Raw genomic sequence first — 21,360 nt, 5'->3', positions numbered from 1 at the left:
GCGATCCCGGTGATTCCACCGGCGCGAGCACCCGGGCACCGGCGCGACCGTGGACCGAACGCACCACGAGCAAGGAGACCACCATGAGCACGCCACCCCTGCAGGCCCCCGACGCAACCTCCGAGTCCGCACCGCAGCCTTCGCTCGCCGACGGCGTGGACCGCGTCACCATCCGGCGCGCGACGCCGGCCGACGCGGGCATCGTCCACGAGCTCGTGCTCGAGATCGCCTCCCACGAGGACAGCCTCGAGCACGTCTACGTCACCTCGGACGGGTGGCGGTCCCTGCTCGCACGGCCCGACGTCGTCGTCCTCATCGCCGAACGCCACGGCCACGCCCTCGGGTACACCTCGGCGGTCCGCCGGCTCCACCTGTGGAGCGGCCACGACATCCTGGCCGTCGACGACGTGTACGTCCGCCCAGGCGAGCGGAGCGCCGGGATCGGTCGACGCCTGCTGACCACCATGGCCTCGCTCGCCGACCCCGACGGGCTCACCCTCACCTGGGGGGTGGAGCCCGAGAACACCCGAGCGCAGTGGTTCTACGTCCGTCTCGGCGCGACCCTGCGCGACAAGGTCATCGCCACCTGGGTCCCCCAGGCGTACCGCCAGGCCATCGCGCCGACCGACGCGGAGCAGGACCGATGAGCGCCACGGTCACCACGCCCGCTTCCCGCAGCGCCGGGCCCTCGGTCGCGCCCGCTAAGGAGCGGCGCCGGGCGGGTCTCGGGCTGCTCGTCTCGGCGCAGTTCGTCGTCATGCTCGACACATCGATCGTCAACGTCGCCCTGCCCTCGATCCAGGCCGACCTCGCCCTCACACCGGCGGGCGTCTCGTGGGTGGTCAACGCCTACGTCCTGGCCTTCGGCGGCCTGCTCCTCCTGGCCGGTCGGGCTGCGGACGTGCTGGGGCGCCGGCGCATGTTCGTCACGGGCTCGGCCGTGTTCACGACCGGCACCGTGCTGGCCGCCTCCGCGACCGGGGAGGTCGTCCTCGTCGGCGCGCGCATCGTGCAGGGCGCCGGGGCGGCCGCGCTCAGCACCGCAGCGATGTCCCTTCTCCTGGTGATGTTCCCCGGCGCCTCCCGCGCCCGGGCGATGAGCGTGTGGGGAGCCGCATCGACGGCGGGAGGTGCGACCGGCGTCCTGGCCGGTGGGCTGGTCAGCGGCACCCTGGGGTGGTCGTGGGTGTTCTACGCCACCGTCCCGGTATCCGTCGTGGGCGTCCTTGCCGCCCGCAGACTGCTGGACGGGGCGCGCGCCGAGCTCCGGCGCCGGTTCGACGCCGCGGGGGCGGCCACCATCACCGGCGCCGTCCTCGTCCTCGTCCACACCGCGCTGCGGGTCCCGGAGGACGGGCTGTCACCCGTCGTGATCGGCTTCGCAGCTGCGGCGGTCGCACTCCTGGCCCTGTTCGCCGCGATCGAGCACCGGACGGCCGACCCGCTCGTCCCCCTGGAGGCGCTCGCATCCCGGGCGGCGTCGTCCGGTGTGGTGCTCGCGCTGCTCGGTGGCGCTGCGCGGGCCTCCACGTTCGTCCTCGTCGCGCTGTACCTGCAGCAGGGACTTCAGCTGGCGCCACAGGCAGCAGGCGTGGCAATGGTCCCGACCTCGCTCGCGGGCTTCGTCGTCTCCCTAGGCGTGCTCCCCAAGGTGCTGCGTGCGATCGGGCCCGAGCGCAGCATGGTGGTGGGCCTAGTGGTGCTGGCGGCCGGTCAGCTCTGGCTGGCCCGGACCCCGGTCGAGGCCCGGTACGTCGCGGACGTGCTGCCCGCGCTGCTGCTCGTGGCCACGGGCGTCGCGCTGAGCTTCACACCGACCACCATGGTCGTCGCCGCCGCGCTGCCCGAGGCGCGCGCGGGACTGGCCTCCGGCCTGTCCAGCTCGGCCACACAGGTCGGCGCCGCACTCGGGATGGCACTCTTCACCGCGGTCGCCGTCGCCGCCGGTGGGGGCACCGAGCCAGTGGGCGTGCTGTCGCTCGACGGCTTCGGCGCCGCGTTCGCGGTCGCGGCCGTCGTCTCGCTCACCGCCGCCGCTGTGGCGCTCACCCGCCGCACCGGTGCCCGCGGCCCGGGCAGTGTCCGATGAGGGATCGGGGGAGGGCCGCCACCGGTGGCTCCGAGGTCAGCGCGGGCGACGCACGGGCGCAACGCACGGTGTCCACGTCGCAGGGCCGCATCGGCCGGGTCGTGGCCCTGTCGTCGGCCGTCGGTCTGGCCGCCGCAGCACTGCTGGTCGTGGCGCCCTTCACCGCACCGACCGAAGCCGCAGTTACGGGCGCCGTGCTGTGCGGGCTGGCGGCCGGCTGGGCGCTGCTGGCTGCGGTGTCGACCCGGTTCACCGACCAGCCGCAGCGGTGGGCGGTCACCCTCGCGGTGTTCATGGGGCTCAGCGGCCTTCTGCTGCTGGTCGCGCCCGCGGCCCTCGAGCCACTGTCGTGGGTGTGGCCACCGGTCCTGCTGGTGCTGGTCGTGCGAGCGTTCGTCCACATCCCGAGGGACATGCCGAGCCGCGCGGGACGGTGGCTGCTCCGGCCGATCCTCGCGGTCCTGGCGCTGGCCGCTGTGGGCGGCGGGTACCAGACCGTGCAGGCAGCTCTGGACGCCTCACGCCCCGTGCCCGGGCACCTGATCTCGGTGGGCGAGCACCGCCTGCACCTGAGCTGCGCCGGGTCGGGAAACCCGACCGTCGTCCTGGAGCCCGGCGCGGGCATGGTCGCCGCTCAGCTCGAGCTCGTCGCCCCGGTGATCGCTGAGCAGACGCGCGTGTGCGTCTACGACCGGGCAGGGCGTGGATGGAGCGAACCGGCGACAACCGGGCAGGACGCCGAGCAGATCGCGACGGACCTGCACACCTTGCTCGAGGAAGGCGGGGTGCCCGGACCGTACGTGCTCGCCGGGCACTCCTTCGGTGGCCTGTACGCGTTGACGTTCGCCGCCCGCTACCCCGACGACGTCGCCGGCATGGTGCTGGTCGACACCACACCTCCCGCCCCCGCGCCCGATTCACCGAACACCGCGGCGCACCAGGAAGGCTCAGCCGACCTCGGCGACCGGCTGGTCGTCCTCACATCCACCGCGGCTCGCCTGGGCGTGACCCGCCTGCTCGACCAGCCGACCGCCGCCAGCGTGCGCAGCACGCTCGAGGAGTACGTCCAGGGCAGCACCTCGGCGCGCCAGGCCGCCGCCCTAGGAGACTTCGCCGACAGACCGCTGATCGTGCTGACGGCCGCATTCGGTCGGGACGCCGAGGACGCTGCCGCGCATGACGTTCTGGCCGGATTGTCGACCAACAGCGCCCACCGCGTCGTCAGGGGCGCCGACCACGGCGGAATGATCACCGACCCGACCGGTGCCGCCGCGACGAGCCAGGCTGCCCTGGACGTCGTCACCTCGCTGCGTACGGGGCAAACGCTCACGCCGTGACGTACTGGGGGCGCGGCCAAGGATCACATCGGCGGTCACATCGTCTGGAGATCCGTCCTCACCAACGCGGTTCTTACGTCGTGCTCGCGCGGCGCCCGCCGCGCGAGCACGAACAGGAGCCGGACGTGACCATCACACCCTCGACCCTCATGCGAGGCGCCGCCGTGGCCGGCGCCATGTTCATCGGCGTGCAGATCGGCCACCCCCACCTCGCCGCGGACTTCATCGCGTCCACCGCGGGCTTCATCCGCGGCTGTGTCGCACCGGCTTCAGTGGAGGCTCGGAGCTGACGCCGCGACGGTAGTCCCGGCGGGGGTGTGCCGGTAGTAGCTGGCTTCGTGCTCGGCCGGTGGGACCAGTCCGATCTCGCCGTGCAGGCGTCGGTGGTAGAACCAGTCGACGTAATCGGCGAGGGCGATCTCGAGGTCGTCGACGTTCTTCCACGGACCCTTCTTGCGCACGAGCTCGGCCTTGAACAGCGAGTCGAACGCTTCGGCGAGGGCGTTGTCACAGCGGTCGCCCGTCGAGCCGACCGACCGCGACGGCGCCTCCGTGGCCGTGCTCACGGCGGCCGCTGCAGTTGTCAACGGCACGGCGAGCGCGTCACGACAGTCGATCCGCCTGTCTCTTCCCCGAGTCTCGCGAGGGATGGGGGCACCGGGATCCGCCCGTCGTGGACTGGCTTGCCACCTGCGACAACGGTGCGAACGCGAACTGCCGCAACGCCCCTGGCCCACCTGAGTCGGAGCCTGGTTGGCGTACAGATGGCGTACGGAAAGCCGAGAGGCCGTCTCACGCGACTGCGTGAAACGGCCTCTGACCTGCGGTGATGCTGGTGGGCGATACTGGGATCGAACCAGTGACCTCTTCCGTGTCAGGGAAGCGCGCTACCGCTGCGCCAATCGCCCGTGGGGGACATGCTGCGAGGTGGAGATGGGATTCGAACCCACGTATACGGCTTTGCAGGCCGCTGCCTCGCCTCTCGGCCACTCCACCCTGAGACCGCAGTCCTCAGCGACTGAGGACCAGTCGATCAGGAGTGTCTGCCTCCGAGCGGACGACGGGATTCGAACCCGCGACCCTCACCTTGGCAAGGTGATGCTCTACCACTGAGCCACGTCCGCGCTGCACGTCCTGCCGGTTCTCACCGGCGTTCCGTGTGCGTCCCAGACTCTAACCGAGTCTTCCGGCAAGAGTCCAACTGGCTCCCGGAGCCGCGTGTTCATGCGGATCCGCGGGGTCCGACGGCCGCCTCGCTACCGTGTGCGGGTGCACGAGCAGCCCTCCGTCAGCCCCGGGACCGCGTGGTTCGGCGACGTCGAGGCGTCGGGTGTCGTCGAGTGCGTCGACGTGCGTGACCAGCCGGAACGTCTCCGGACGCCGGGCTGGTGGGCGGTCGTGGGGGAGTTCGAGGGGGGCGTGCGCGCGTGGCGGTTCGCCGACGTGACGCGTCGCGCGCCGACCCGTCCGCCGGGCGTGTGGCACGGGCCACAGGCGTCCGCCTGGGTGACGTCGGCGGGGGAGGACGCGTACCGCGCGGCGGTCGAGCGCGTCCGGTCCGCCGTGGCGGAGGGCCACGTCTACCAGGCCAACCTCTGCCGGGTGCTGTCGGCCCCGCTGCCCGCGGGAGCGGACGGACAGGAGCCGGACGCACGGGCGCTCGCGGCCGTGCTCGCCGCGGGCAACCCAGCGCCCTTCGCGGGCGGTGTCCACGTGCCGGTGGGCGGCGGCGAGCCGGTCTGGGTCGTGACCGCGTCGCCCGAGCTCTTCCTGCGCGTCGAGGACGGCGTCGTGACGTCCGCGCCCATCAAGGGCACCGCGGTGGACGCGGCCGGCCTCACCGCGAAGGACCGTGCGGAGAACGTGATGATCACCGACCTGGTCCGCAACGACCTGCAGCGGGTGTGCCGTGCGGGCACGGTCGAGGTGACGACGCTCCTGGGCGTCGAGGAGCACCCGGGCCTCGTGCACCTCGTGTCCACCGTGCAGGGCGTGCTCGACCCGGCCGTCGCGGCCGCCCCCGACCTGTGGGCGCGGCTGCTCGACGCGACGTACCCGCCCGGCTCGGTGTCGGGTGCGCCCAAGCTCGCGGCGCTCGACCTCATCGCCGCGCTCGAGGCGGAGCCGCGCGGCCCGTACTGCGGCGCGGTCGGCTGGGTCGAGGTGGGGGACGACGGATCGGTGCGTGCCGAGCTCGCGGTGGGCATCCGGACGTTCTGGTGGCGCGACGGCGTGCTCCGGTTCGGCACGGGCGCCGGGATCACGTGGGGCAGCGACCCCCAGGCCGAGTGGGCGGAGACCGAGCTCAAGGCGCGGCGCCTCGTCGGGCTCGCGTCCGCGCCACCTCCGGGCCCGTGACGGATCGGGGTGCGAGACTGGCGCGATGAGCGTCGTGATCTGGTCCGACGGTGCGCTGCGCGAGCCCACCGACCCGCTCGTCACCGGCGTCGACCACGGTCTGACGGTCGGCGACGGCGTCTTCGAGACGTGCGCGGTGTACGAGGGGCAGGCGTTCGCGCTGACCCGTCACCTGCGCCGGCTGCGGCGCTCGGCGCTCGGTCTGGGCCTCGGCGAGCCGGAGCTGGACGAGGTGCGCGCGGCCGTCGAGAAGGTGCTCGCCGTCGCCGGCGACGCGGGCCGTCTGCGCATCACGCTCACGGGCGGACCCGGGCCGCTGGGCTCGCACCGGTTCGACCCCGAGGAGCAGCGGCAGACGCTCGTCGTCCTCGCGGGCCCGGCGACCCGCGCGCAGGTCTCGCGCGTCGTGCGCGTGCCGTGGGTGCGCAACGAGCGCTCGGCGGTCGCGGGGCTCAAGACGACGTCGTACGCGGAGAACGTCGTCGCCCTCGCCGAGGCGTACCGGCAGGGCGCCGACGAGGCGGTCCTCGCGAACACCGTCGGCGAGCTGTGCGAGGGCACCGGGTCGAACGTGTTCGTGGAGCGCGGCGGCGAGCTCGTCACGCCCCCGCTGTCGAGCGGCTGCCTCGCGGGCATCACGCGCGAGCTGCTGCTGGAGTGGGGCGCCGCCGACGGGCTGCCCGTCCGCGAGGCGGAGCCGGGCGAGCTCGGCTACGACGTGCTCGACGAGGTCGTGGCCGGCGACGCGCACCTGCTGCTCAGCGGCTCGATCCGCAACATCGCCCCGACCGTCCGTGTCGACGCGGTCGACGTGGCCGCGGGCCCGCTGTCGCTCGCCGCCCAGCGGCTGTTCCAGGAGCACGTCGGGCGCGACCTCGACCCGTGAGGTCGTCCGCCGTGCCGTGTCTCGCGCCTCCGGGGGCGGAGAGGCACTCCGGCGAGCGCGACCGGGTGCGGCGGCAGCGGTGCCGCACGCGCCCGGACACACGACGACCGGCCCCGCCCGTGGAGGCGGAACCGGTCGGTGATGCTGCGATCAGGCCGTGAGCAGCGCTGCGATCAGGGCCGTGATCTCGCTCTCCATGCGCGCGCTCTCGGACCCCAGCGGGACCAGAGCCTCCGTCGAGGCGAGGAAGCGCGTGATGGGCTCGGTCGGGGCCGCGAGCAGCGCGCTGCCCTCGACGCCGTTGAGCGACACGAGCGTGTAGTCGGGGTCTTCGTCGCGCCACACCTGCACGTCGCCCGTCCCCGCGGGCGCGTCGGCCGAGGCGAGCATCCCGAGGGACAGCAGCTCGCGGCCGAGGAGCCACGTCGACATGGTGTGCGGTCCGGTGAAGACCGCGCGCACCGTGTACGGGTCCGACGTGCGGAAGGAGAGCTCGGCGCTGACCGGGATCACGCTCGCGTCGGAGCCGATCAGCTGCATGGCGACGACCTCGACGACGTCGTACGACGACTGCGTCATCGGGTCCTCCTGTCTCGCTAGGGCTGGAGGTCCCATCATGGCAGGACAGATGCCCGATTGGACCGGTCCCGGGGCCGAGTTCACCCGGAGGGACCTGTGCGTATCACCCTCGACGGCGAGGGGACGGACTTCCGGTCCCGCGTCGATAACGGTATCGTCCGCGGCGCCCTCCCCGGGCGGGAACCCGGTTCGGAATCTGGCCGCAGGTTGGGTAGCATCCTCTTCGACGTCGCCCCCGGGTGACCGTCACGGGCGATTGGCTCAGTGGTAGAGCGCCTCGTTCACACCGAGGAGGTCACTGGTTCGAACCCAGTATCGCCCACCATCGAAGGCCCCGACCGGCTCAGCTGCCCGGTCGGGGCCTTCGTCGTCCGCGCAGCTGGCCCGGGGTCCGGGTCGTCCGCGTCCCGCGCGCCGCCGCCAGTCGACGTTCACCCGTTCGGCCCACGCGGGCCGACGCCGGTGGCGGGCGTCGCCCCACGTCGCCCCCGCCCCGGGGCCGGCCAATCAGGGCCGGTCGCGTCGTCGCGCGCCGGTAGCATCGAGGGGCCCGCCGCCCGGCCGGCACCCACCCAAGGAGGCAGCACCCGTGCCCGAGCTCATCCACCTCACCGTCGACGGCACCGCCACGACCGCCGAGCCGGGGACCACGGGCACGCAGCTCTTCGCCGACCGCCGCGACGTCCTCGTCGCCCGCGTCGACGGCGAGCTCCGCGACCTGCACCTCCCGGTGCCCGACGGCGCCGTCGTCGAGGGCGTCACCGCAGCCGACCCCGAGGGGCTCGCCGTCCTGCGGCACTCTGCGGCCCACGTCCTCGCGCAGGCGGTCCAGGAGATCAACCCGAAGGCGAAGCTCGGCATCGGGCCGCCGGTGACCGACGGCTTCTACTACGACTTCGACGTCGACACCCCGTTCACCCCCGAGGACCTGCGCGCGATCGAGAAGGTCATGGGCCGCATCGTCAAGGAGGGGCAGACCTTCCGGCGGTGGGACGTGACCGAGGCGCAGGCGCGTGAGGAGCTGAAGGACGAGCCGTACAAGCTCGAGCTCATCGGCCTCAAGGGCGACCCGGCCGCGGCCGACGGCGCGTCGGTCGAGGTCGGCCTCGGCGGCCTGAGCATCTACCAGAACGTGCGCGGCGCCGGCCGGGAGAGCGAGCAGGTCGTCTGGCAGGACCTCTGCCGCGGCCCGCACGTGCCGTCGACCCGGGCGCTCGGCAACGGGTTCCAGCTCACCCGCTCCGCGGCGGCGTACTGGCGGGGGAGCGAGAAGAACCCGCAGCTGCAGCGCGTGTACGGCACCGCGTGGCCGAGCAAGGACGAGCTCAAGGCGTACCTCGACCGCGTCGCCGAGGCGGAGCGGCGTGACCACCGCCGGCTCGGCAACGAGCTCGACCTCTTCTCCTTCCCGGACGAGATCGGGTCGGGCCTCGCGGTGTTCCACCCCAAGGGCGGCCTCATCCGCATGGAGATGGAGGCGTACTCGCGCAAGCGGCACGTCGAGTCCGGGTACTCGTTCGTGAACACCCCCCACATCACCAAGGAGCGGTTGTTCCAGCTCTCCGGGCACCTCGACTGGTACGCCGACGGCATGTACCCCCCGATGCACCTCGACGAGGAGCTCGACGACGAGGGCAACGTCAAGCGGCAGGGGCAGAACTACTACCTCAAGCCGATGAACTGCCCGATGCACAACCTCATCTACCGCTCGCGCGGCCGGTCCTACCGCGAGCTGCCCCTGCGGCTGTTCGAGTTCGGCACCGTCTACCGGTACGAGAAGTCGGGCGTCATCCACGGCATGACCCGCGCGCGCGGGTTCACGCAGGACGACGCGCACATCTACTGCACCAAGGAGCAGATGAAGGACGAGCTGGCGAGCCTGCTCACCTTCGTGCTCGACCTGCTCAAGGACTACGGCCTCGACGACTTCTACCTCGAGCTGTCGACGAAGAACCCCGACAAGTTCGTGGGCTCCGACGACGTGTGGGAGGAGGCCACCGAGACGCTGCGGCAGGTCGCCGAGGCGTCCGGCCTCGACCTCGTGCCGGACCCGGGCGGCGCCGCGTTCTACGGCCCCAAGATCTCCGTGCAGGCCAAGGACGCGATCGGGCGCACCTGGCAGATGTCGACGATCCAGCTCGACTTCAACCTGCCCGAGCTGTTCGAGCTCGAGTACACCGCGCCCGACGGCTCGCGGCAGCGGCCCGTCATGATCCACCGCGCGCTGTTCGGGTCGATCGAGCGGTTCTTCGCGGTGCTCACCGAGCACTACGCGGGCGCGTTCCCGGCGTGGCTCGCACCGGTCCAGGTGCTCGCCGTGCCCGTCGCCGAGCCGTTCGAGCCGTACCTCGAGGACGTCGTCGCGCAGCTGCGCGCGCAGGGCATCCGGGCCGAGCTCGACCGCTCCGACGACCGGTTCGGCAAGAAGATCCGCAACGCCTCGACGCAGAAGATCCCGTTCGTGCTCATCGCCGGCGGCGAGGACGCCGACGCGGGTGCTGTCTCGTTCCGGTACCGCGACGGCCGCCAGGACAACGGCGTGCCCGTCGCCGAGGCGGTCGAGCGGATCGTCACGGCCGTGCGCGAGCGCGCGCAGGTCTGACCCGTGAGCACCACCGACCCCGGCGCCGGGGCCGCGCACGACGACGTCGTCGCGAGCCCCGGTGCCGCCGGGACCGAGCAGCCGGGTGACCTCGCGGGGGTCCCGGACGGCTTCGAGCGCCTCTGGACGCCGCACCGCATGGCGTACATCGGCGGCCAGGACAAGCCGGCGGACGCCCACGCCGGTCCCGGGTGCCCCTTCTGCCGCATCCCGTCGCTGCCCGACGAGGACGGGCTCGTCGTCGCGCGCGGCGAGGTCGCCTACGTCGTCATGAACCTCTACCCGTACAACTCGGGGCACGTGCTCGTCTGCCCGTACCGTCACGTCGCCGACTACACGGACCTCACGGACGCCGAGGTCGCCGAGGTCGCCGCGCTCACGCAGACCGCGATGCGCGTGCTGCGCGCGGTGTCGGGCCCGCACGGCTTCAACCTCGGCATGAACCAGGGCGACGTCGCGGGTGCCGGGATCGCCGCGCACCTGCACCAGCACGTCGTCCCGCGGTGGGGCGGCGACTCGAACTTCCTGCCGATCGTCGGGCGCAGCCGTGCGCTGCCCGAGCTGCTCGGCGACACGCGGGCACGGCTCGCGGCGGCCTGGCCGGGCGCACAGGCCGACGGCACGGGCGACGACGTGGACGCGAAGGGATGACCGGCACGTGCTGAACCGACTGCGGGGCGCGATGCAGCGCGTCCTCACGCCGCCCGCCACGGCGCTGCTGCGCCTCGGGGTGTCGCCGGACGCCGTGACGATCGCGGGGACGCTGGTCGTCGTCGTCACCGCGCTGTGGGCGTTCCCGACCGGCCACCTCTTCCTCGGCGCACTCCTCATCGGGCTGTTCGCGCTCACCGACTCGCTCGACGGCGTCATGGCGCGCCAGTCCGGGCGGTCCGGGCCGTGGGGCGCGTTCCTGGACTCGACGCTCGACCGGTTCGGGGACGGCGCGATCTTCGCCGGTCTCGTCCTGTGGTTCTTCGGGCGCGGCGGCGACGAGGTCACGGCCGTCCTCGCGCTCGCGTGCCTCGTCCTCGGGTCCGTCGTGCCCTACGCCCGTGCACGTGCCGAGGGGCTCGGCATGACCGCGTCCGGCGGGATCGCGGAGCGCGCGGACCGCCTGCTCGTCGCCCTCGTCGCGACCGCCGCCGTCGGGCTCGGTGCGCCGTCCGTCGTGCTGACGGTCGTCCTCGGGCTCCTCGCCGTCGCGTCGGCGGTGACCGTCGTGCAGCGGATGGCCAAGGTCCACCGCCAGGCCGTCGGGGTGACCGAGTGAACCTCGACGTCGCCCGTCTCTACCGGCTCGCCTGGCGGTACGCCGGCAAGGTGCCCGGCCCCGTCCTGCGAGGCGCCGCGAGGCTCGCCGCCGACGTGACCTGGCTGCGCCGCGGCGGCGGGGTCCGGCGCCTCGAGAAGAACCTCGGTCGCGCCCGGCCCGACCTCGACGCGCGTGCGCTGCGGCGGCTGAGCCGCGCCGGCATGCGCTCCTACATGCGGTACTTCACCGAGGCGTTCGCGCTGGTCGGCGTGTCGCAGGAGCAGGTCGACCACCGGGTGCGCGCGGTGCACCGCGAGCTGGCGCAGCCGTACCTCGACGCCGACGGCCCGATCCTCATGGCGCTGGGCCACGTCGGGAACTGGGACCTCGCGGGTGCCTGGGCCACCCGGCACCTCGCCCCCGTGACGACGGTGGCGGAGCGCCTCGAGCCCGAGGAGCTGTTCCAGGAGTTCGTCGCGTTCCGCGAGAGCATCGGGCTGCGGATCATCCCGCTGTCGGGAGGCGGCGACGTGTTCCGCGACCTCATCCGTGCCGCACGCGGAGGCGCCGGCGTGATCCCGCTGCTCGCGGACCGCGACCTCACGGCGAAGGGCGTGGAGGTCGACCTGTTCGGGCACCGCGCGCGCGTCGCGGCGGGACCCGCGGCGCTCGCGGTGTCGACCGGCGCGCCGCTGTTCCCCGTGCTCGTCCGCTACGAGCGGCTGCGCGGCGCCCGCCGCCGGGCCGCCGGCTCGCCGTGGGGCGTCACGATCGAGTTCAGCCCGGTGGTGCCGGTGCCGGAGGGGCTGCCCCGGGCGGAGCAGATCCGCGTCATGACGCAGGCGTGGGTCGACGCCCTGGCCGACGGGATCCGTCGGCACCCCGAGGACTGGCACATGCTGCAGCGCGTCTTCGTCGACGACCTCGACCCCGCCCGGTACGCGGCGACGGTCGCGGCGGGCAAGGGCACGTCATGAGGCTCGGGCGCGGCCGCGGCGACGGACGCCGGCTGCGCGTCGGGATCGTCTGCCCGTACTCGTTCGACGTGCCCGGCGGCGTGCAGTTCCACGTGCGCGACCTCGCCGAGGCGCTGCTGGCGCGCGGTCACGAGGTCTCGGTGCTCGCGCCCGCCGACGACGAGACACCGGTCCCGCCCTACCTGACGGCCGCCGGCCGCGCGGTCCCGGTCCGCTACAACGGCTCCGTCGCGCGCCTGACGTTCGGGCCCATGACCGCCGCGCGCGTGCGCAAGTGGCTCGCCGCCGGGCAGTTCGACGTGCTGCACCTGCACGAGCCCGTGACGCCCAGCCTCAGCATGCTCGCGCTGTGGATCGCGGACGGCCCGGTCGTCGCGACCTTCCACACCTCGCAGGTGCGGTCCCGCTCGATGCAGGTCGCGTACCCGCTGGTGCGGCAGTCGCTCGAGAAGATCTCGGCGCGCATCGCGGTGTCCGAGGACGCGCGCCGCACGCTCGTCGAGCACCTCGGCGGCGACGCGGTCGTCATCCCGAACGGGGTCTACGTCGACGCGTTCGCACAGGCGCGAGCGGACGCGCGCTGGACGGGCACCCCGTCGGCGCCGACGGTCGCGTTCCTGGGCCGGCTCGACGAGTCCCGCAAGGGTCTGCCCGTGCTGCTCGGTGCGGTGGGCCGTGTCCTCGACGAGCTGCCGGGCGCGCGCTTCCTGGTCGCCGGCCGGGGTGACTCCGGGCCCGACCAGGCGCGCGAGATCCTGGGCGACCGCGCGGGCGCGGTCGAGTTCCTCGGCGGCGTGTCCGACGAGGACAAGGCACGGCTGCTGGCGTCGGTCGACGTCTACTGCGCGCCGCAGACGGGCGGGGAGAGCTTCGGGATCGTGCTGGTCGAGGCGATGAGCGCCGGCACGGCCGTCGTCGCGAGCGATCTCGGTGCGTTCTCGCGCGTCCTCGACGACGGCGCCGCGGGCGTCCTGTTCCGCACGGGCGACAGCGACGACCTCGCGCGGACGCTCGTGCGGGTGCTGCGGGACGCGGACCTGCGCGCCCGGGTCGTCGAGGCCGCGCGCGCGTCGGTGCGGCGCTACGACTGGTCGGTCGTCACCGACCAGGTGCACGCGGTGTACGAGATGGTCGTCGCGGGACGGGACGCGCCGGTCGGCGAGGACCCGTCGTCGGTGCGGGGTGCGCGGCTGCTCGAGCTGCGCCGGTCGTGGGGTGAGCGGTGAGCTGGTCCGAGGTCACGGTCGTCGTCGTCCTGGTGCTCGCGCTCGGGCTCTGGTGGGCGTGGGTCGCCGCATCGCGGCTCGACCGGCTGCACCGCAAGGTGGCGGCGTCGCGTGCGGTCGTCGAGGCCCAGCTGCTGCGGCGCGCCACCGTGGCCGCCGGGCTCGCGACCTCGGGGCAGCTCGACCCGGTGAGCTCGGTGCTCGTCGCGGAGGCCGCGTGGGCGTCGCTGTCCACCGGGACGTCGACCGCGGACGTCGGTGCGCTGCCGCCGGGCGTGCGCGACCTGCTGTCCGAGGAGCCGGCGCGGTCGTCGGACGACCCGGACGTGCGCGGCCGCGTCGAGAGCGAGCTGTCCGCGACGCTGCGGGAGGCGCTCGGCGACCCGGACGACGTCGCCGCGCTGCGCGCCGACCCGGACGGCGACGAGCTGCTGGGCAGCCTCGGCTCCGCCTGGTACCGCGTGCAGCTCGCCCGGCGGTTCCACAACGAGGCGGTCGCCCAGACGCTGCGCGCGCGGCGCGGCCCGCTCGTGCGCCTCTTCCGGCTCGCCGGGCACGCGCCCGCGCCGCGCACGCTCGAGCTCGACGACGAGTGGCCCGCGGCCCTCGGGCGACCGGGTGCACGCGCGTCGGAGGGGCACGTCGGCGGAGCGGCCGGTCCGGGTGCCGAGGGGTCGTCCCGCGCGGTCTGAGAGCCGCACCACACCCGGGCCCGGGGCGTGGACGGCGCCGGGGGAGGCCGCGGCGAGCGACTACGATGGCCGGACGGGCGGACGCCCGGCCCTCCACCCGCACCACATCATGTGAGGCTCGACGTGACCAGCGAGAACACCCAGCCGACCACCACGACGCAGGAGCCGACCGTCGGCACCGCGCGTGTCAAGCGCGGCATGGCGGAGATGCTCAAGGGCGGCGTGATCATGGACGTCGTCACCGCGGAGCAGGCGAAGATCGCCGAGGACGCGGGCGCCGTCGCCGTCATGGCGCTCGAGCGCGTGCCGGCCGACATCCGTGCGCAGGGTGGTGTCGCGCGCATGAGCGACCCGGACCTCATCGACGGGATCATCGAGGCCGTCTCCATCCCCGTCATGGCGAAGGCCCGCATCGGCCACTTCGTCGAGGCGCAGGTGCTCCAGTCGCTCGGTGTCGACTACGTCGACGAGTCCGAGGTGCTGACCCCCGCCGACTACGCGCACCACATCGACAAGTGGGCGTTCACCGTCCCGTTCGTCTGCGGGGCGACCAACCTGGGCGAGGCGCTGCGCCGCATCACCGAGGGCGCCGCCATGATCCGCTCCAAGGGCGAGGCGGGCACGGGCGACGTGTCCAACGCGACGACCCACATGCGCACGCTGCGCGACGAGATCCGCCGCCTGACGTCGCTCCCCGAGGACGAGCTGTACCTGGCCGCGAAGGAGCTCCAGGCGCCGTACGACCTCGTCAAGGAGGTCGCGACCGCCGGCAAGCTGCCCGTCGTCCTGTTCACCGCAGGTGGCATCGCCACGCCGGCGGACGCCGCGATGATGATGCAGCTCGGTGCCGAGGGCGTCTTCGTCGGCTCGGGCATCTTCAAGTCCGGCAACCCCGCCGAGCGCGCCGCCGCGATCGTCAAGGCGACGACGTTCTACGACGACCCGGACGTCGTCGCGAAGGTCTCCCGCGGCCTCGGCGAGGCCATGGTCGGCATCAACGTCGACGACGTGCCGGTGCCGCACCGTCTCGCCGAGCGGGGCTGGTGACCTCCGACCCGCACGGTCCCGGGGCCGCGGACGGCGTCACGTCGTCCGCGGCCCTCGGCCTGCCCGGCGGCGACGCGGCCGTGGTCGCGCCCGGCGAGAACGCCGTGCCGGTGGCGGCGCGCGGGCACGCCGACGGCGGGGGACCGGTCCACGGGCTCGGACCGGAGTGGCGGCCCGGACCCGACGGCCTGCTGTTCCGCCGGGCGGCGCGCGTGATCCTGCTCGACGAGCACGACCGCGTCCTGCTCATGCGCGGGCACGACGTGGACCAGCCCGAGCGCAGCTGGTGGTTCACGGTCGGCGGCGGCATCGACGACGGCGAGGACTCCCGCACCGCGGCCCTGCGCGAGCTGTTCGAGGAGACGGGGATCGTGCTCGACCCCGCGGCGCTCGAGGGCCCCGTCCTGACGCGGTCCGCGATCTTCGACTTCTTCGCGCAGCACTGCCGCCAGGACGAGGACCTCTACCTGGCGCGCGTGCGCTCGTCGGAGGTCGGCGAGCTCAGCCGTGCCGGGTGGACCGAGCTGGAGGCGGGCGTGCTCGACGAGCTGCGGTGGTGGCCCCTGGACGAGCTCGCGGCCGTCGACATCGAGGTGTTCCCGGTCGGCCTCGCCGAGCTCGTGCGGGATCTCGCCGCGGGGTGGGACGGCACGGTGCGGCACCTCGGCCTCGCGCACGAGCACTGAGCGCGGCTGAGGGCGGGCGGTACCGGGGTCGCCGTCGCGGGTCGGGCGGTCACCGTCAGCCGCCAGGGGGGTACTGACCAGTAACGTCGACTGTGTACGGTCGAGAGCATGCCCACCCTGGCCCCGACGTCCCCGACGCTGCACATCCCCCGCAGCGGCATCCGCACCCTGATGGAGCTCGCGCACCGCGACCCGGAGGCGCTCCACCTCGAGATCGGGGAGCCCGACGCGGCGCCGCCCGCGCACGCCGTCGAGGCGGCCGCGCGCGCCGCGCACGACGGGCGCGCCGGGTACACCGCGAGCACGGGACTCGGGGAGCTGCGCGAGGTCGCGGCCGAGCGGGTCACGCGTATGAGCGGCCGGACGACGCACGCCGACGACGTGGTCGTCACGCACGGCGCGATGCACGGGCTCACCATGACGATGGCCGCGCTGCTCGGACCGGGCGACGAGATCCTGCTGCCCGACCCGATGTTCCCGAACTGGGCGATGGCCGCGATCTCCGTGGGCGCCGTCGTGCGCACCTACCCGACGTCGGCCGAGCGCGGCTTCGTGCCCGACCTCGCCGACGTCGAGGCGGCGGTCGGGCCGCGCACGCGCGCGATCGTGGTCTGCTCCCCGAACAACCCGACGGGAGCGGTGTATCCCGCCGACGTCGTCGCCGGCCTCGTGGGTGTCGCCCGCCGCCACGACCTCTGGGTGCTCTCCGACGAGTGCTACGAGGCCGTGACGTTCGGCACGCCGCACGTAAGCCCCGCCGCCTTCGACACCGACGGCCGCGTCGTGGTCCAGCACAGCCTGTCGAAGACGTACGCCATGACCGGCTGGCGCACGGGCTTCCTCGCGACGCCGCGGCACGACCTGGTCGAGATCATCGGCCACGTCGCCGAGGCGACGATCGCGTGCCCCTCGGCACCGGGTCAGCACGCCGCGCTCGCCGCGCTGACCGGACCGCAGGACGTCGTGACGGACGCCGTGGCGCAGTACCGGGTCCGCCGCGACGCCGCCGTCGCCGTGCTGGACGCCGCGGGGCTGCGCTACGTGCGTCCCGACGGCGCGTTCTACCTCATGGTGGACGTCGGCGTCGCCGACACCGACGCGTTCGCGCTGCGCCTGCTCGCCGAGCGGCACGTCGCCGTCGCGCCCGGGTCCACGTTCGGGCCGTCCGCGCACGGGCAGGTCCGCGTGAGCCTCGCCGCCGCGCCCGACGTCCTGCACGAGGGTCTCGCGCGCCTCGTCGCCGCCGTGGCCGAGGGCACGCCCGCCGGGTCGTCGGGCGGCCCGCAACCGGTCGTGGTCGAGGGGCCGACCGACAGCCGGGCGGGGTCCGGGCGGCTCGCCGCCGCGAACTAGGATCGCCCGTCGTGACCGTGACCGTCGGAGTGCTCGCCCTGCAGGGCGACGTGCGTGAGCACGTCGCCGCCCTCACGACCGAGGGAGCCGACGCGGTGCCCGTCCGGCGCGAGCGTGAGCTCGACGCGGTGGACGCGCTGGTGATCCCGGGCGGCGAGTCCACGACCATCGACAAGCTGCTGCGCGCGTTCGACCTGTTCGAGCCCGTGCAGCGCCGCCTGCGTGGCGGGATGCCCGCGTACGGGTCCTGCGCGGGCATGATCCTGCTCGCCGACCGGGTGCTCGGCGGGATCGAGGGGCAGCAGACCCTCGGCGGCGTCGACGTCACGGTGCGGCGCAACGCGTTCGGCCGCCAGGTCGACTCGTTCGAGACGGACCTCACGATCGAGGGTGTCGAGGACGGGCCGCTGCACGCCGTCTTCATCCGCGCGCCCTGGGTCGAGGAGGTCGGTCCGGCCGCCGAGGTCGTCGGGCGCGTCGAGTCGGGCCCGGCCGCCGGTAGGATCGTCGCGGTCCGCCAGGGGCCGGTCCTCGTCACCTCCTTCCACCCGGAGGTCACGGGCGACACCCGGGTGCACCGTCTGTTCGTCGAGATCGTCCGCGAGAGCCAGGGGTAGGCAGAGCCGATGTCGGGTCATTCCAAGTGGGCCACCACCAAGCACAAGAAGGCCGTCGTCGACGCGAAGCGCGGCAAGCTCTTCGCGAAGCTGGTCAAGAACATCGAGGTGGCCGCCCGCACGGGCGGTGGTGACCCTGCGGGCAACCCGACGCTCTTCGACGCCATCCAGAAGGCGAAGAAGTCGTCGGTCCCGAACGACAACATCGACCGCGCCCTCAAGCGCGGGTCCGGCCAGGAGGCCGGCGGCGCGGACTACCAGACGATCATGTACGAGGGCTACGGCCCCGGCGGCATCGCGGTGCTGGTCGAGTGCCTCACCGACAACCGCAACCGTGCCGCGTCCGACGTGCGCGTCGCGTTCACCCGCAACGGCGGGCAGATGGCCGACCCGGGCTCGGTGTCGTACATCTTCAGCCGCAAGGGCGTCGTCATCGTCCCCAAGGAGGGCACCGACGAGGACGCCGTCATGGAGGCGGTCCTCGACGCGGGCGGCGAGGAGGTCAACGACCTCGGCGAGTCGTTCGAGGTGCTGAGCGAGGCGACCGACCTGGTGCCCGTCCGCACGTCGCTGCAGGACGCCGGGATCGAGTACGACTCCGCCGACGTCGTGTTCTGGCCGTCGACGCAGATCGAGGTCGACGCCGAGGGCGCCCGCAAGATCCTGCGCCTCATCGACGCGCTCGAGGACTCCGACGACGTGCAGAACGTCTACGCCAACTTCGACGCCTCCGACGAGGTCATGGCGGAGCTCGAGGACGACTGACGACAGGCGCGCGGCCTCCCGGGGATCGACCCGGGAGGCTGCGACCATACGAGCGTGCGCGTCCTCGGAGTCGACCCCGGCCTCACCCGCTGCGGTCTCGGCGTGGTCGACGGCCTGCCCGGACGCCGCACGCGGCTCGTCGCGGTCGGGGTCGCGCGCTCGGCGGTGGACGACGAGGTCGACCAGCGGCTGCTGACGATAGAGGCGCAGATCGAGGAGTGGCTCGAGGAGCACGCGCCCGACGCGGTCGCGGTGGAGCGCGTCTTCGCGCAGCACAACGTGCGCACCGTCATGGGCACGGCTCAGGTCGCGGGCATCGCCATGGTCGCCGCCGCCCGTCGGCGCATCCCCGTCGCGCTGCACACGCCCAGCGAGGTCAAGGCCGCGGTCACGGGCAACGGCCGCGCCGACAAGCCGCAGGTCCAGACGATGGTCGCGCGGCTGCTCAGCCTCGACGAGATCCCCAAGCCCGCCGACGCGGCGGACGCGCTCGCGCTCGCGATCTGCCACCTGTGGCGGCCGGCCGGCGCACTCGGCGCTCCGCAGCGGGCTCCGGGGTCCATGACGGCGGCGCAGCGCGCGTGGGCGGCGGCGGAGCAGGCGGCCAAGCGGCGCGCGTGACGCGCGTGTCCTGTCGTACAGGTGTTCGGTCGGTGTGCGAGAGTAGCGCCGTGACGACGACGGAGAGGACGCCGCGGTGATCGCGTCGGTGCGGGGGACGGTCCTGGCGGTGCGGCTGGACGCGGCGGTGGTCGAGGTCGGCGGCGTCGGGATGCTCGTGCAGGCCACGCCCGCGACGCTCGCGGGTCTCCGGGTCGGCGCGCAGGCCACGCTGTCCACGTCGCTCGTCGTCCGCGAGGACTCGCTCACGCTCTTCGGGTTCGCCGACGCCGACGAGCGCGAGGTCTTCGAGGTGCTCCAGACCGTGTCGGGCGTCGGCCCGCGGCTCGCGCTCGCGATGCTGGCCGTGCACACGCCCGACGGCCTCCGCCGCGCGGTCGCGGGGGAGGATCTCGCGGCGCTCATGCGCGTCCCGGGCATCGGGCGCAAGGGCGCCCAGCGGATCGTCCTGGAGCTCGGCGACCGCCTCGGCGCCCCGGTCCCAGCCGGCGGAGGGGCTCCTGCGGCCGCGTCGGCGTCCGACGACCGGCGCGACCAGGTGGTCGAGGCGCTCGTCGGGCTCGGCTGGAACGCGCGGACGGCGGGCGACGCCGTCGAGCGCGTGCTCGCGGACGCTCCCGGGCCGGTCGCCGCCGACGAGGTCGCGGGCGTCCTGCGTGCCGCGCTGCGGACGCTCGGCGGCGGGCATGGCTGACGACGAGGAGCTCGCGACCGAGCGGCTGCCCGCCGAGTCGCTGGTCCGGTCGGGCGCGGACGACCTCGAGCGCGCCGCCGAGGCAGCGCTGCGCCCCCGCTCGCTCGACGAGTTCGTCGGCCAGCGCGTCGTGCGCGACCAGCTCTCGCTCGTCCTGCAGGCCGCGCGACGCCGCGGCCGCGCCCCCGACCACGTGCTCCTGTCCGGACCGCCCGGCCTGGGCAAGACGACGCTCGCGATGATCATCGCCGCCGAGCTCGGCACGTCGCTGCGCGTCACGAGCGGTCCCGCGATCCAGCACGCGGGCGACCTCGCGGCCGTCCTGTCCTCCCTGGAGGAGGGCGAGGTGCTGTTCCTCGACGAGATCCACCGCCTCGCGCGCCCCGCCGAGGAGCTGCTGTACGTCGCGATGGAGGACTTCCGCGTCGACGTCGTCGTCGGCAAGGGGGCGGGGGCCAGCGCGATCCCGCTCGCGCTGCCGCCGTTCACCGTCGTCGGCGCGACGACGCGCGCGGGACTGCTGCCCGCGCCGCTGCGCGACCGGTTCGGGTTCACCGGGCACCTCGACTTCTACGAGACGCACGAGCTCGAGCGCGTGCTGCTGCGGTCCGCCGGCCTGCTCGGGGCACCGCTCGACGCCGACGCGGCCGCCGAGATCGCGTCGCGCTCGCGCGGCACACCGCGCATCGCCAACCGTCTGCTGCGGCGCGTGCGCGACTGGGCGGAGGTGCGCGGTGACGGTTCGCTCGACCTCGGCGCCGCGCGCGCCGCGCTCGAGGTGTACGAGGTCGACGAGCGCGGTCTCGACCGCCTGGACCGCGCGGTGCTGTCGGCGCTGTGCACGCGGTTCGGCGGGGGACCGGTCGGCCTGACGACGCTCGCGGTGGCGGTCGGCGAGGAGCCGGAGACGGTCGAGACGGTCGCCGAGCCGTTCCTCGTGCGCGAGGGGCTGATCGGCCGGACGCCGCGCGGACGAGTCGCGCTCCCCGGCGCCTGGGAGCACCTCGGGCTCGAGCCGGCCCCCGGCCCGGGCACCCTGTTCGGCTGACCGCCGGTCGAGGGAACCGGGCGGCACGCCCGGACGTTGGAGCGGCGGGCCGCTGCGCCTAGACTGCCGCAGTCACACCACTCGATCGGAGCCGTACTCGTGCCGGACCTCAGCTTCCTCCTCTTCGTCGCCGTCGCCTTCGGCCTGCTCTGGCTCATGACGAGCCGCAGCCGCAAGCAGCAGCGCACGGCGCAGGAGTTCCGGAACAACCTCGCCCCCGGGGACGAGATCATGACCGGCTCCGGCCTGTTCGGCACCGTGGTGGAGGTCGACGGCGACGTCATCACCGTCGAGTCGACGCCCGGCAACCGCACGCGCTGGATCCGCGCCGCGATCGCCAAGAAGGTCGACCCGCCCGTCGAGGACGAGCTCGTGGACGAGGACGACGACGAGACGGTCGACGACGAGGCCGTGACCGATGCCGACCGCATCGCGCGCGCGAACGACGAGGTCATCGACGTCCCGGACGACCTGTCGACGCTGCCGCCCGTCCTGCGCAAGAAGGACGACGAGCCGGACACCAAGTAACCG

At 73.8% G+C, this 21,360-nt stretch carries 23 protein-coding genes and 4 tRNA genes; 22 read left to right on the top strand and 5 right to left on the bottom strand.

The genetic code is table 11. The features are described from left to right. Positions 1 to 83 precede the first annotated feature (83 nt). From OMK64_RS04780 to OMK64_RS04765, 4 genes are all read left to right on the top strand, one after another. On the top strand, positions 84 to 647 hold the full coding sequence (locus OMK64_RS04780) for a GNAT family N-acetyltransferase (RefSeq protein ID WP_272726917.1): 564 nt from the start codon (positions 84 to 86) through the stop codon (positions 645 to 647). Continuing rightward, a complete protein-coding gene (locus OMK64_RS04775) occupies positions 644 to 2,089 on the top strand; it encodes an MFS transporter (protein WP_272726915.1) in 1,446 nt (481 codons plus the stop codon). The genes OMK64_RS04780 and OMK64_RS04775 overlap by 4 nt, the downstream gene beginning before the upstream one ends. A gap of 68 nt (positions 2,090 to 2,157) precedes the next feature. Then, on the top strand, positions 2,158 to 3,426 hold the full coding sequence (locus tag OMK64_RS04770) for an alpha/beta hydrolase (protein WP_272726913.1): 1,269 nt from the start codon (positions 2,158 to 2,160) through the stop codon (positions 3,424 to 3,426). 125 nt (positions 3,427 to 3,551) lie between these two features. Then, positions 3,552 to 3,716, top strand: a complete 165-nt coding sequence (locus tag OMK64_RS04765; RefSeq protein WP_272726910.1) for a hypothetical protein — start codon at positions 3,552 to 3,554, stop codon at positions 3,714 to 3,716. On the opposite strand, the gene OMK64_RS04760 is transcribed toward OMK64_RS04765, so the two are convergent. The 4 genes from OMK64_RS04760 to OMK64_RS04745 all read right to left on the bottom strand — a co-directional run bounded on the left by OMK64_RS04760 (position 3,696) and on the right by OMK64_RS04745 (position 4,550). Continuing rightward, positions 3,696 to 3,992 carry an IS3 family transposase gene (locus OMK64_RS04760; RefSeq protein WP_272726908.1) on the bottom strand — a complete coding sequence of 99 codons (297 nt, stop codon included), beginning with the start codon at positions 3,990 to 3,992 and terminating at the stop codon, positions 3,696 to 3,698. The two genes, OMK64_RS04765 and OMK64_RS04760, sit on opposite strands and share 21 nt — an antisense overlap. Before the next feature lie 267 nt (positions 3,993 to 4,259). Further along, positions 4,260 to 4,334 (bottom strand) — tRNA-Val (locus tag OMK64_RS04755). A gap of 17 nt (positions 4,335 to 4,351) precedes the next feature. Next, positions 4,352 to 4,422: transfer RNA gene (locus tag OMK64_RS04750), tRNA-Cys, on the bottom strand. A 56-nt stretch (positions 4,423 to 4,478) separates the two neighbouring features. Beyond that, a tRNA-Gly gene (locus tag OMK64_RS04745) sits at positions 4,479 to 4,550 on the bottom strand. A 100-nt stretch (positions 4,551 to 4,650) separates the two neighbouring features. Between OMK64_RS04745 and OMK64_RS04740 the strand changes: the two genes are divergently transcribed. Further along, positions 4,651 to 5,784 (top strand): chorismate-binding protein, encoded by a 1,134-nt coding sequence (locus OMK64_RS04740; protein WP_272726987.1) that lies wholly within the window; start codon positions 4,651 to 4,653, stop codon positions 5,782 to 5,784. A gap of 25 nt (positions 5,785 to 5,809) precedes the next feature. Next, positions 5,810 to 6,670, top strand: a complete 861-nt coding sequence (locus OMK64_RS04735; RefSeq protein ID WP_272726905.1) for an aminotransferase class IV — start codon at positions 5,810 to 5,812, stop codon at positions 6,668 to 6,670. Between the two features lie 150 nt (positions 6,671 to 6,820). Here the strand turns inward: OMK64_RS04735 and OMK64_RS04730 are convergent, their stop codons facing one another. After that, positions 6,821 to 7,249, bottom strand: coding sequence for an SsgA family sporulation/cell division regulator (locus OMK64_RS04730; protein ID WP_124344144.1), 429 nt, complete (start codon positions 7,247 to 7,249; stop codon positions 6,821 to 6,823). 250 nt (positions 7,250 to 7,499) lie between these two features. Here OMK64_RS04730 and OMK64_RS04725 point away from each other — a divergent pair. The 16 genes from OMK64_RS04725 to yajC all read left to right on the top strand — a co-directional run bounded on the left by OMK64_RS04725 (position 7,500) and on the right by yajC (position 21,357). Next, positions 7,500 to 7,574: transfer RNA gene (locus tag OMK64_RS04725), tRNA-Val, on the top strand. Between the two features lie 264 nt (positions 7,575 to 7,838). Next, on the top strand, positions 7,839 to 9,851 hold the full coding sequence (gene thrS / locus OMK64_RS04720) for a threonine--tRNA ligase (RefSeq protein ID WP_272726902.1): 2,013 nt from the start codon (positions 7,839 to 7,841) through the stop codon (positions 9,849 to 9,851). Between the two features lie 3 nt (positions 9,852 to 9,854). Beyond that, positions 9,855 to 10,502: an HIT family protein gene (locus OMK64_RS04715; protein ID WP_272726899.1), complete on the top strand. Its 648-nt coding sequence runs from the start codon at positions 9,855 to 9,857 to the stop codon at positions 10,500 to 10,502. A 7-nt stretch (positions 10,503 to 10,509) separates the two neighbouring features. Continuing rightward, on the top strand, positions 10,510 to 11,121 hold the full coding sequence (gene pgsA / locus OMK64_RS04710) for a phosphatidylinositol phosphate synthase (RefSeq protein WP_272726897.1): 612 nt from the start codon (positions 10,510 to 10,512) through the stop codon (positions 11,119 to 11,121). Then, complete coding sequence (locus OMK64_RS04705; protein ID WP_272726895.1) at positions 11,118 to 12,080, top strand: phosphatidylinositol mannoside acyltransferase; 963 nt, start codon at positions 11,118 to 11,120, stop codon at positions 12,078 to 12,080. Before pgsA ends, OMK64_RS04705 begins: the two co-directional genes overlap by 4 nt. Before the next feature lie 32 nt (positions 12,081 to 12,112). Continuing rightward, positions 12,113 to 13,306: a glycosyltransferase family 4 protein gene (locus tag OMK64_RS04700; protein WP_272726986.1), complete on the top strand. Its 1,194-nt coding sequence runs from the start codon at positions 12,113 to 12,115 to the stop codon at positions 13,304 to 13,306. Next, a complete protein-coding gene (locus OMK64_RS04695; RefSeq protein ID WP_272726894.1) occupies positions 13,303 to 13,998 on the top strand; it encodes a hypothetical protein in 696 nt (231 codons plus the stop codon). The genes OMK64_RS04700 and OMK64_RS04695 overlap by 4 nt, the downstream gene beginning before the upstream one ends. Before the next feature lie 123 nt (positions 13,999 to 14,121). Next, on the top strand, positions 14,122 to 15,045 hold the full coding sequence (gene pdxS / locus OMK64_RS04690) for a pyridoxal 5'-phosphate synthase lyase subunit PdxS (RefSeq protein ID WP_272726892.1): 924 nt from the start codon (positions 14,122 to 14,124) through the stop codon (positions 15,043 to 15,045). Then, entirely contained in the window at positions 15,042 to 15,731 is a 690-nt protein-coding gene (locus tag OMK64_RS04685) for an NUDIX hydrolase (RefSeq protein ID WP_272726890.1), read from the top strand. The genes pdxS and OMK64_RS04685 overlap by 4 nt, the downstream gene beginning before the upstream one ends. 108 nt (positions 15,732 to 15,839) lie before the next feature. Then, positions 15,840 to 17,084, top strand: a complete 1,245-nt coding sequence (locus OMK64_RS04680) for a pyridoxal phosphate-dependent aminotransferase (RefSeq protein ID WP_272726889.1) — start codon at positions 15,840 to 15,842, stop codon at positions 17,082 to 17,084. 11 nt (positions 17,085 to 17,095) lie between these two features. Continuing rightward, positions 17,096 to 17,701, top strand: coding sequence for a pyridoxal 5'-phosphate synthase glutaminase subunit PdxT (gene pdxT, locus OMK64_RS04675; RefSeq protein WP_272726887.1), 606 nt, complete (start codon positions 17,096 to 17,098; stop codon positions 17,699 to 17,701). 9 nt (positions 17,702 to 17,710) lie between these two features. Continuing rightward, on the top strand, positions 17,711 to 18,466 hold the full coding sequence (locus OMK64_RS04670; protein ID WP_162352087.1) for a YebC/PmpR family DNA-binding transcriptional regulator: 756 nt from the start codon (positions 17,711 to 17,713) through the stop codon (positions 18,464 to 18,466). 54 nt (positions 18,467 to 18,520) lie between these two features. Continuing rightward, complete coding sequence (ruvC, locus tag OMK64_RS04665) at positions 18,521 to 19,087, top strand: crossover junction endodeoxyribonuclease RuvC (protein ID WP_272726884.1); 567 nt, start codon at positions 18,521 to 18,523, stop codon at positions 19,085 to 19,087. Positions 19,088 to 19,163: 76 nt separating this feature from the next. Further along, a complete protein-coding gene (ruvA, locus tag OMK64_RS04660) occupies positions 19,164 to 19,781 on the top strand; it encodes a Holliday junction branch migration protein RuvA (protein WP_272726882.1) in 618 nt (205 codons plus the stop codon). After that, a complete protein-coding gene (gene ruvB / locus OMK64_RS04655; RefSeq protein WP_272726880.1) occupies positions 19,774 to 20,829 on the top strand; it encodes a Holliday junction branch migration DNA helicase RuvB in 1,056 nt (351 codons plus the stop codon). The genes ruvA and ruvB overlap by 8 nt, the downstream gene beginning before the upstream one ends. A 99-nt stretch (positions 20,830 to 20,928) precedes the next feature. Further along, the gene (yajC, locus tag OMK64_RS04650) at positions 20,929 to 21,357 is read left to right on the top strand and encodes a preprotein translocase subunit YajC (RefSeq protein WP_272726879.1); all 429 of its coding nucleotides are present in this window, start codon (positions 20,929 to 20,931) and stop codon (positions 21,355 to 21,357) included. Positions 21,358 to 21,360 lie beyond the last annotated feature (3 nt).

The organism is Cellulomonas fimi, from assembly GCF_028527925.1.
In the GTDB taxonomy this organism is placed as follows: domain Bacteria; phylum Actinomycetota; class Actinomycetes; order Actinomycetales; family Cellulomonadaceae; genus Cellulomonas; species Cellulomonas fimi_C.
This window is presented reverse-complemented; position numbering and strand designations above follow the sequence as displayed.

What these genes read in the sequence shown, in the direction of transcription:
- OMK64_RS04780 (WP_272726917.1), top strand. Translation starts at nt 84, where the DNA reads ATGAGCACGCCACCCCTGCAGGCCCCCGACGCAACCTCCGAGTCCGCA.
- OMK64_RS04775 (WP_272726915.1), top strand. Translation starts at nt 644, where the DNA reads ATGAGCGCCACGGTCACCACGCCCGCTTCCCGCAGCGCCGGGCCCTCG.
- OMK64_RS04740 (WP_272726987.1), top strand. Translation starts at nt 4,651, where the DNA reads ATGCGGATCCGCGGGGTCCGACGGCCGCCTCGCTACCGTGTGCGGGTG.
- OMK64_RS04735 (WP_272726905.1), top strand. Translation starts at nt 5,810, where the DNA reads ATGAGCGTCGTGATCTGGTCCGACGGTGCGCTGCGCGAGCCCACCGAC.
- OMK64_RS04730 (WP_124344144.1), bottom strand. Translation starts at nt 7,249, where the DNA reads ATGACGCAGTCGTCGTACGACGTCGTCGAGGTCGTCGCCATGCAGCTG.
- OMK64_RS04680 (WP_272726889.1), top strand. Translation starts at nt 15,840, where the DNA reads ATGCCCACCCTGGCCCCGACGTCCCCGACGCTGCACATCCCCCGCAGC.
- OMK64_RS04670 (WP_162352087.1), top strand. Translation starts at nt 17,711, where the DNA reads ATGTCGGGTCATTCCAAGTGGGCCACCACCAAGCACAAGAAGGCCGTC.
- ruvB (WP_272726880.1), top strand. Translation starts at nt 19,774, where the DNA reads ATGGCTGACGACGAGGAGCTCGCGACCGAGCGGCTGCCCGCCGAGTCG.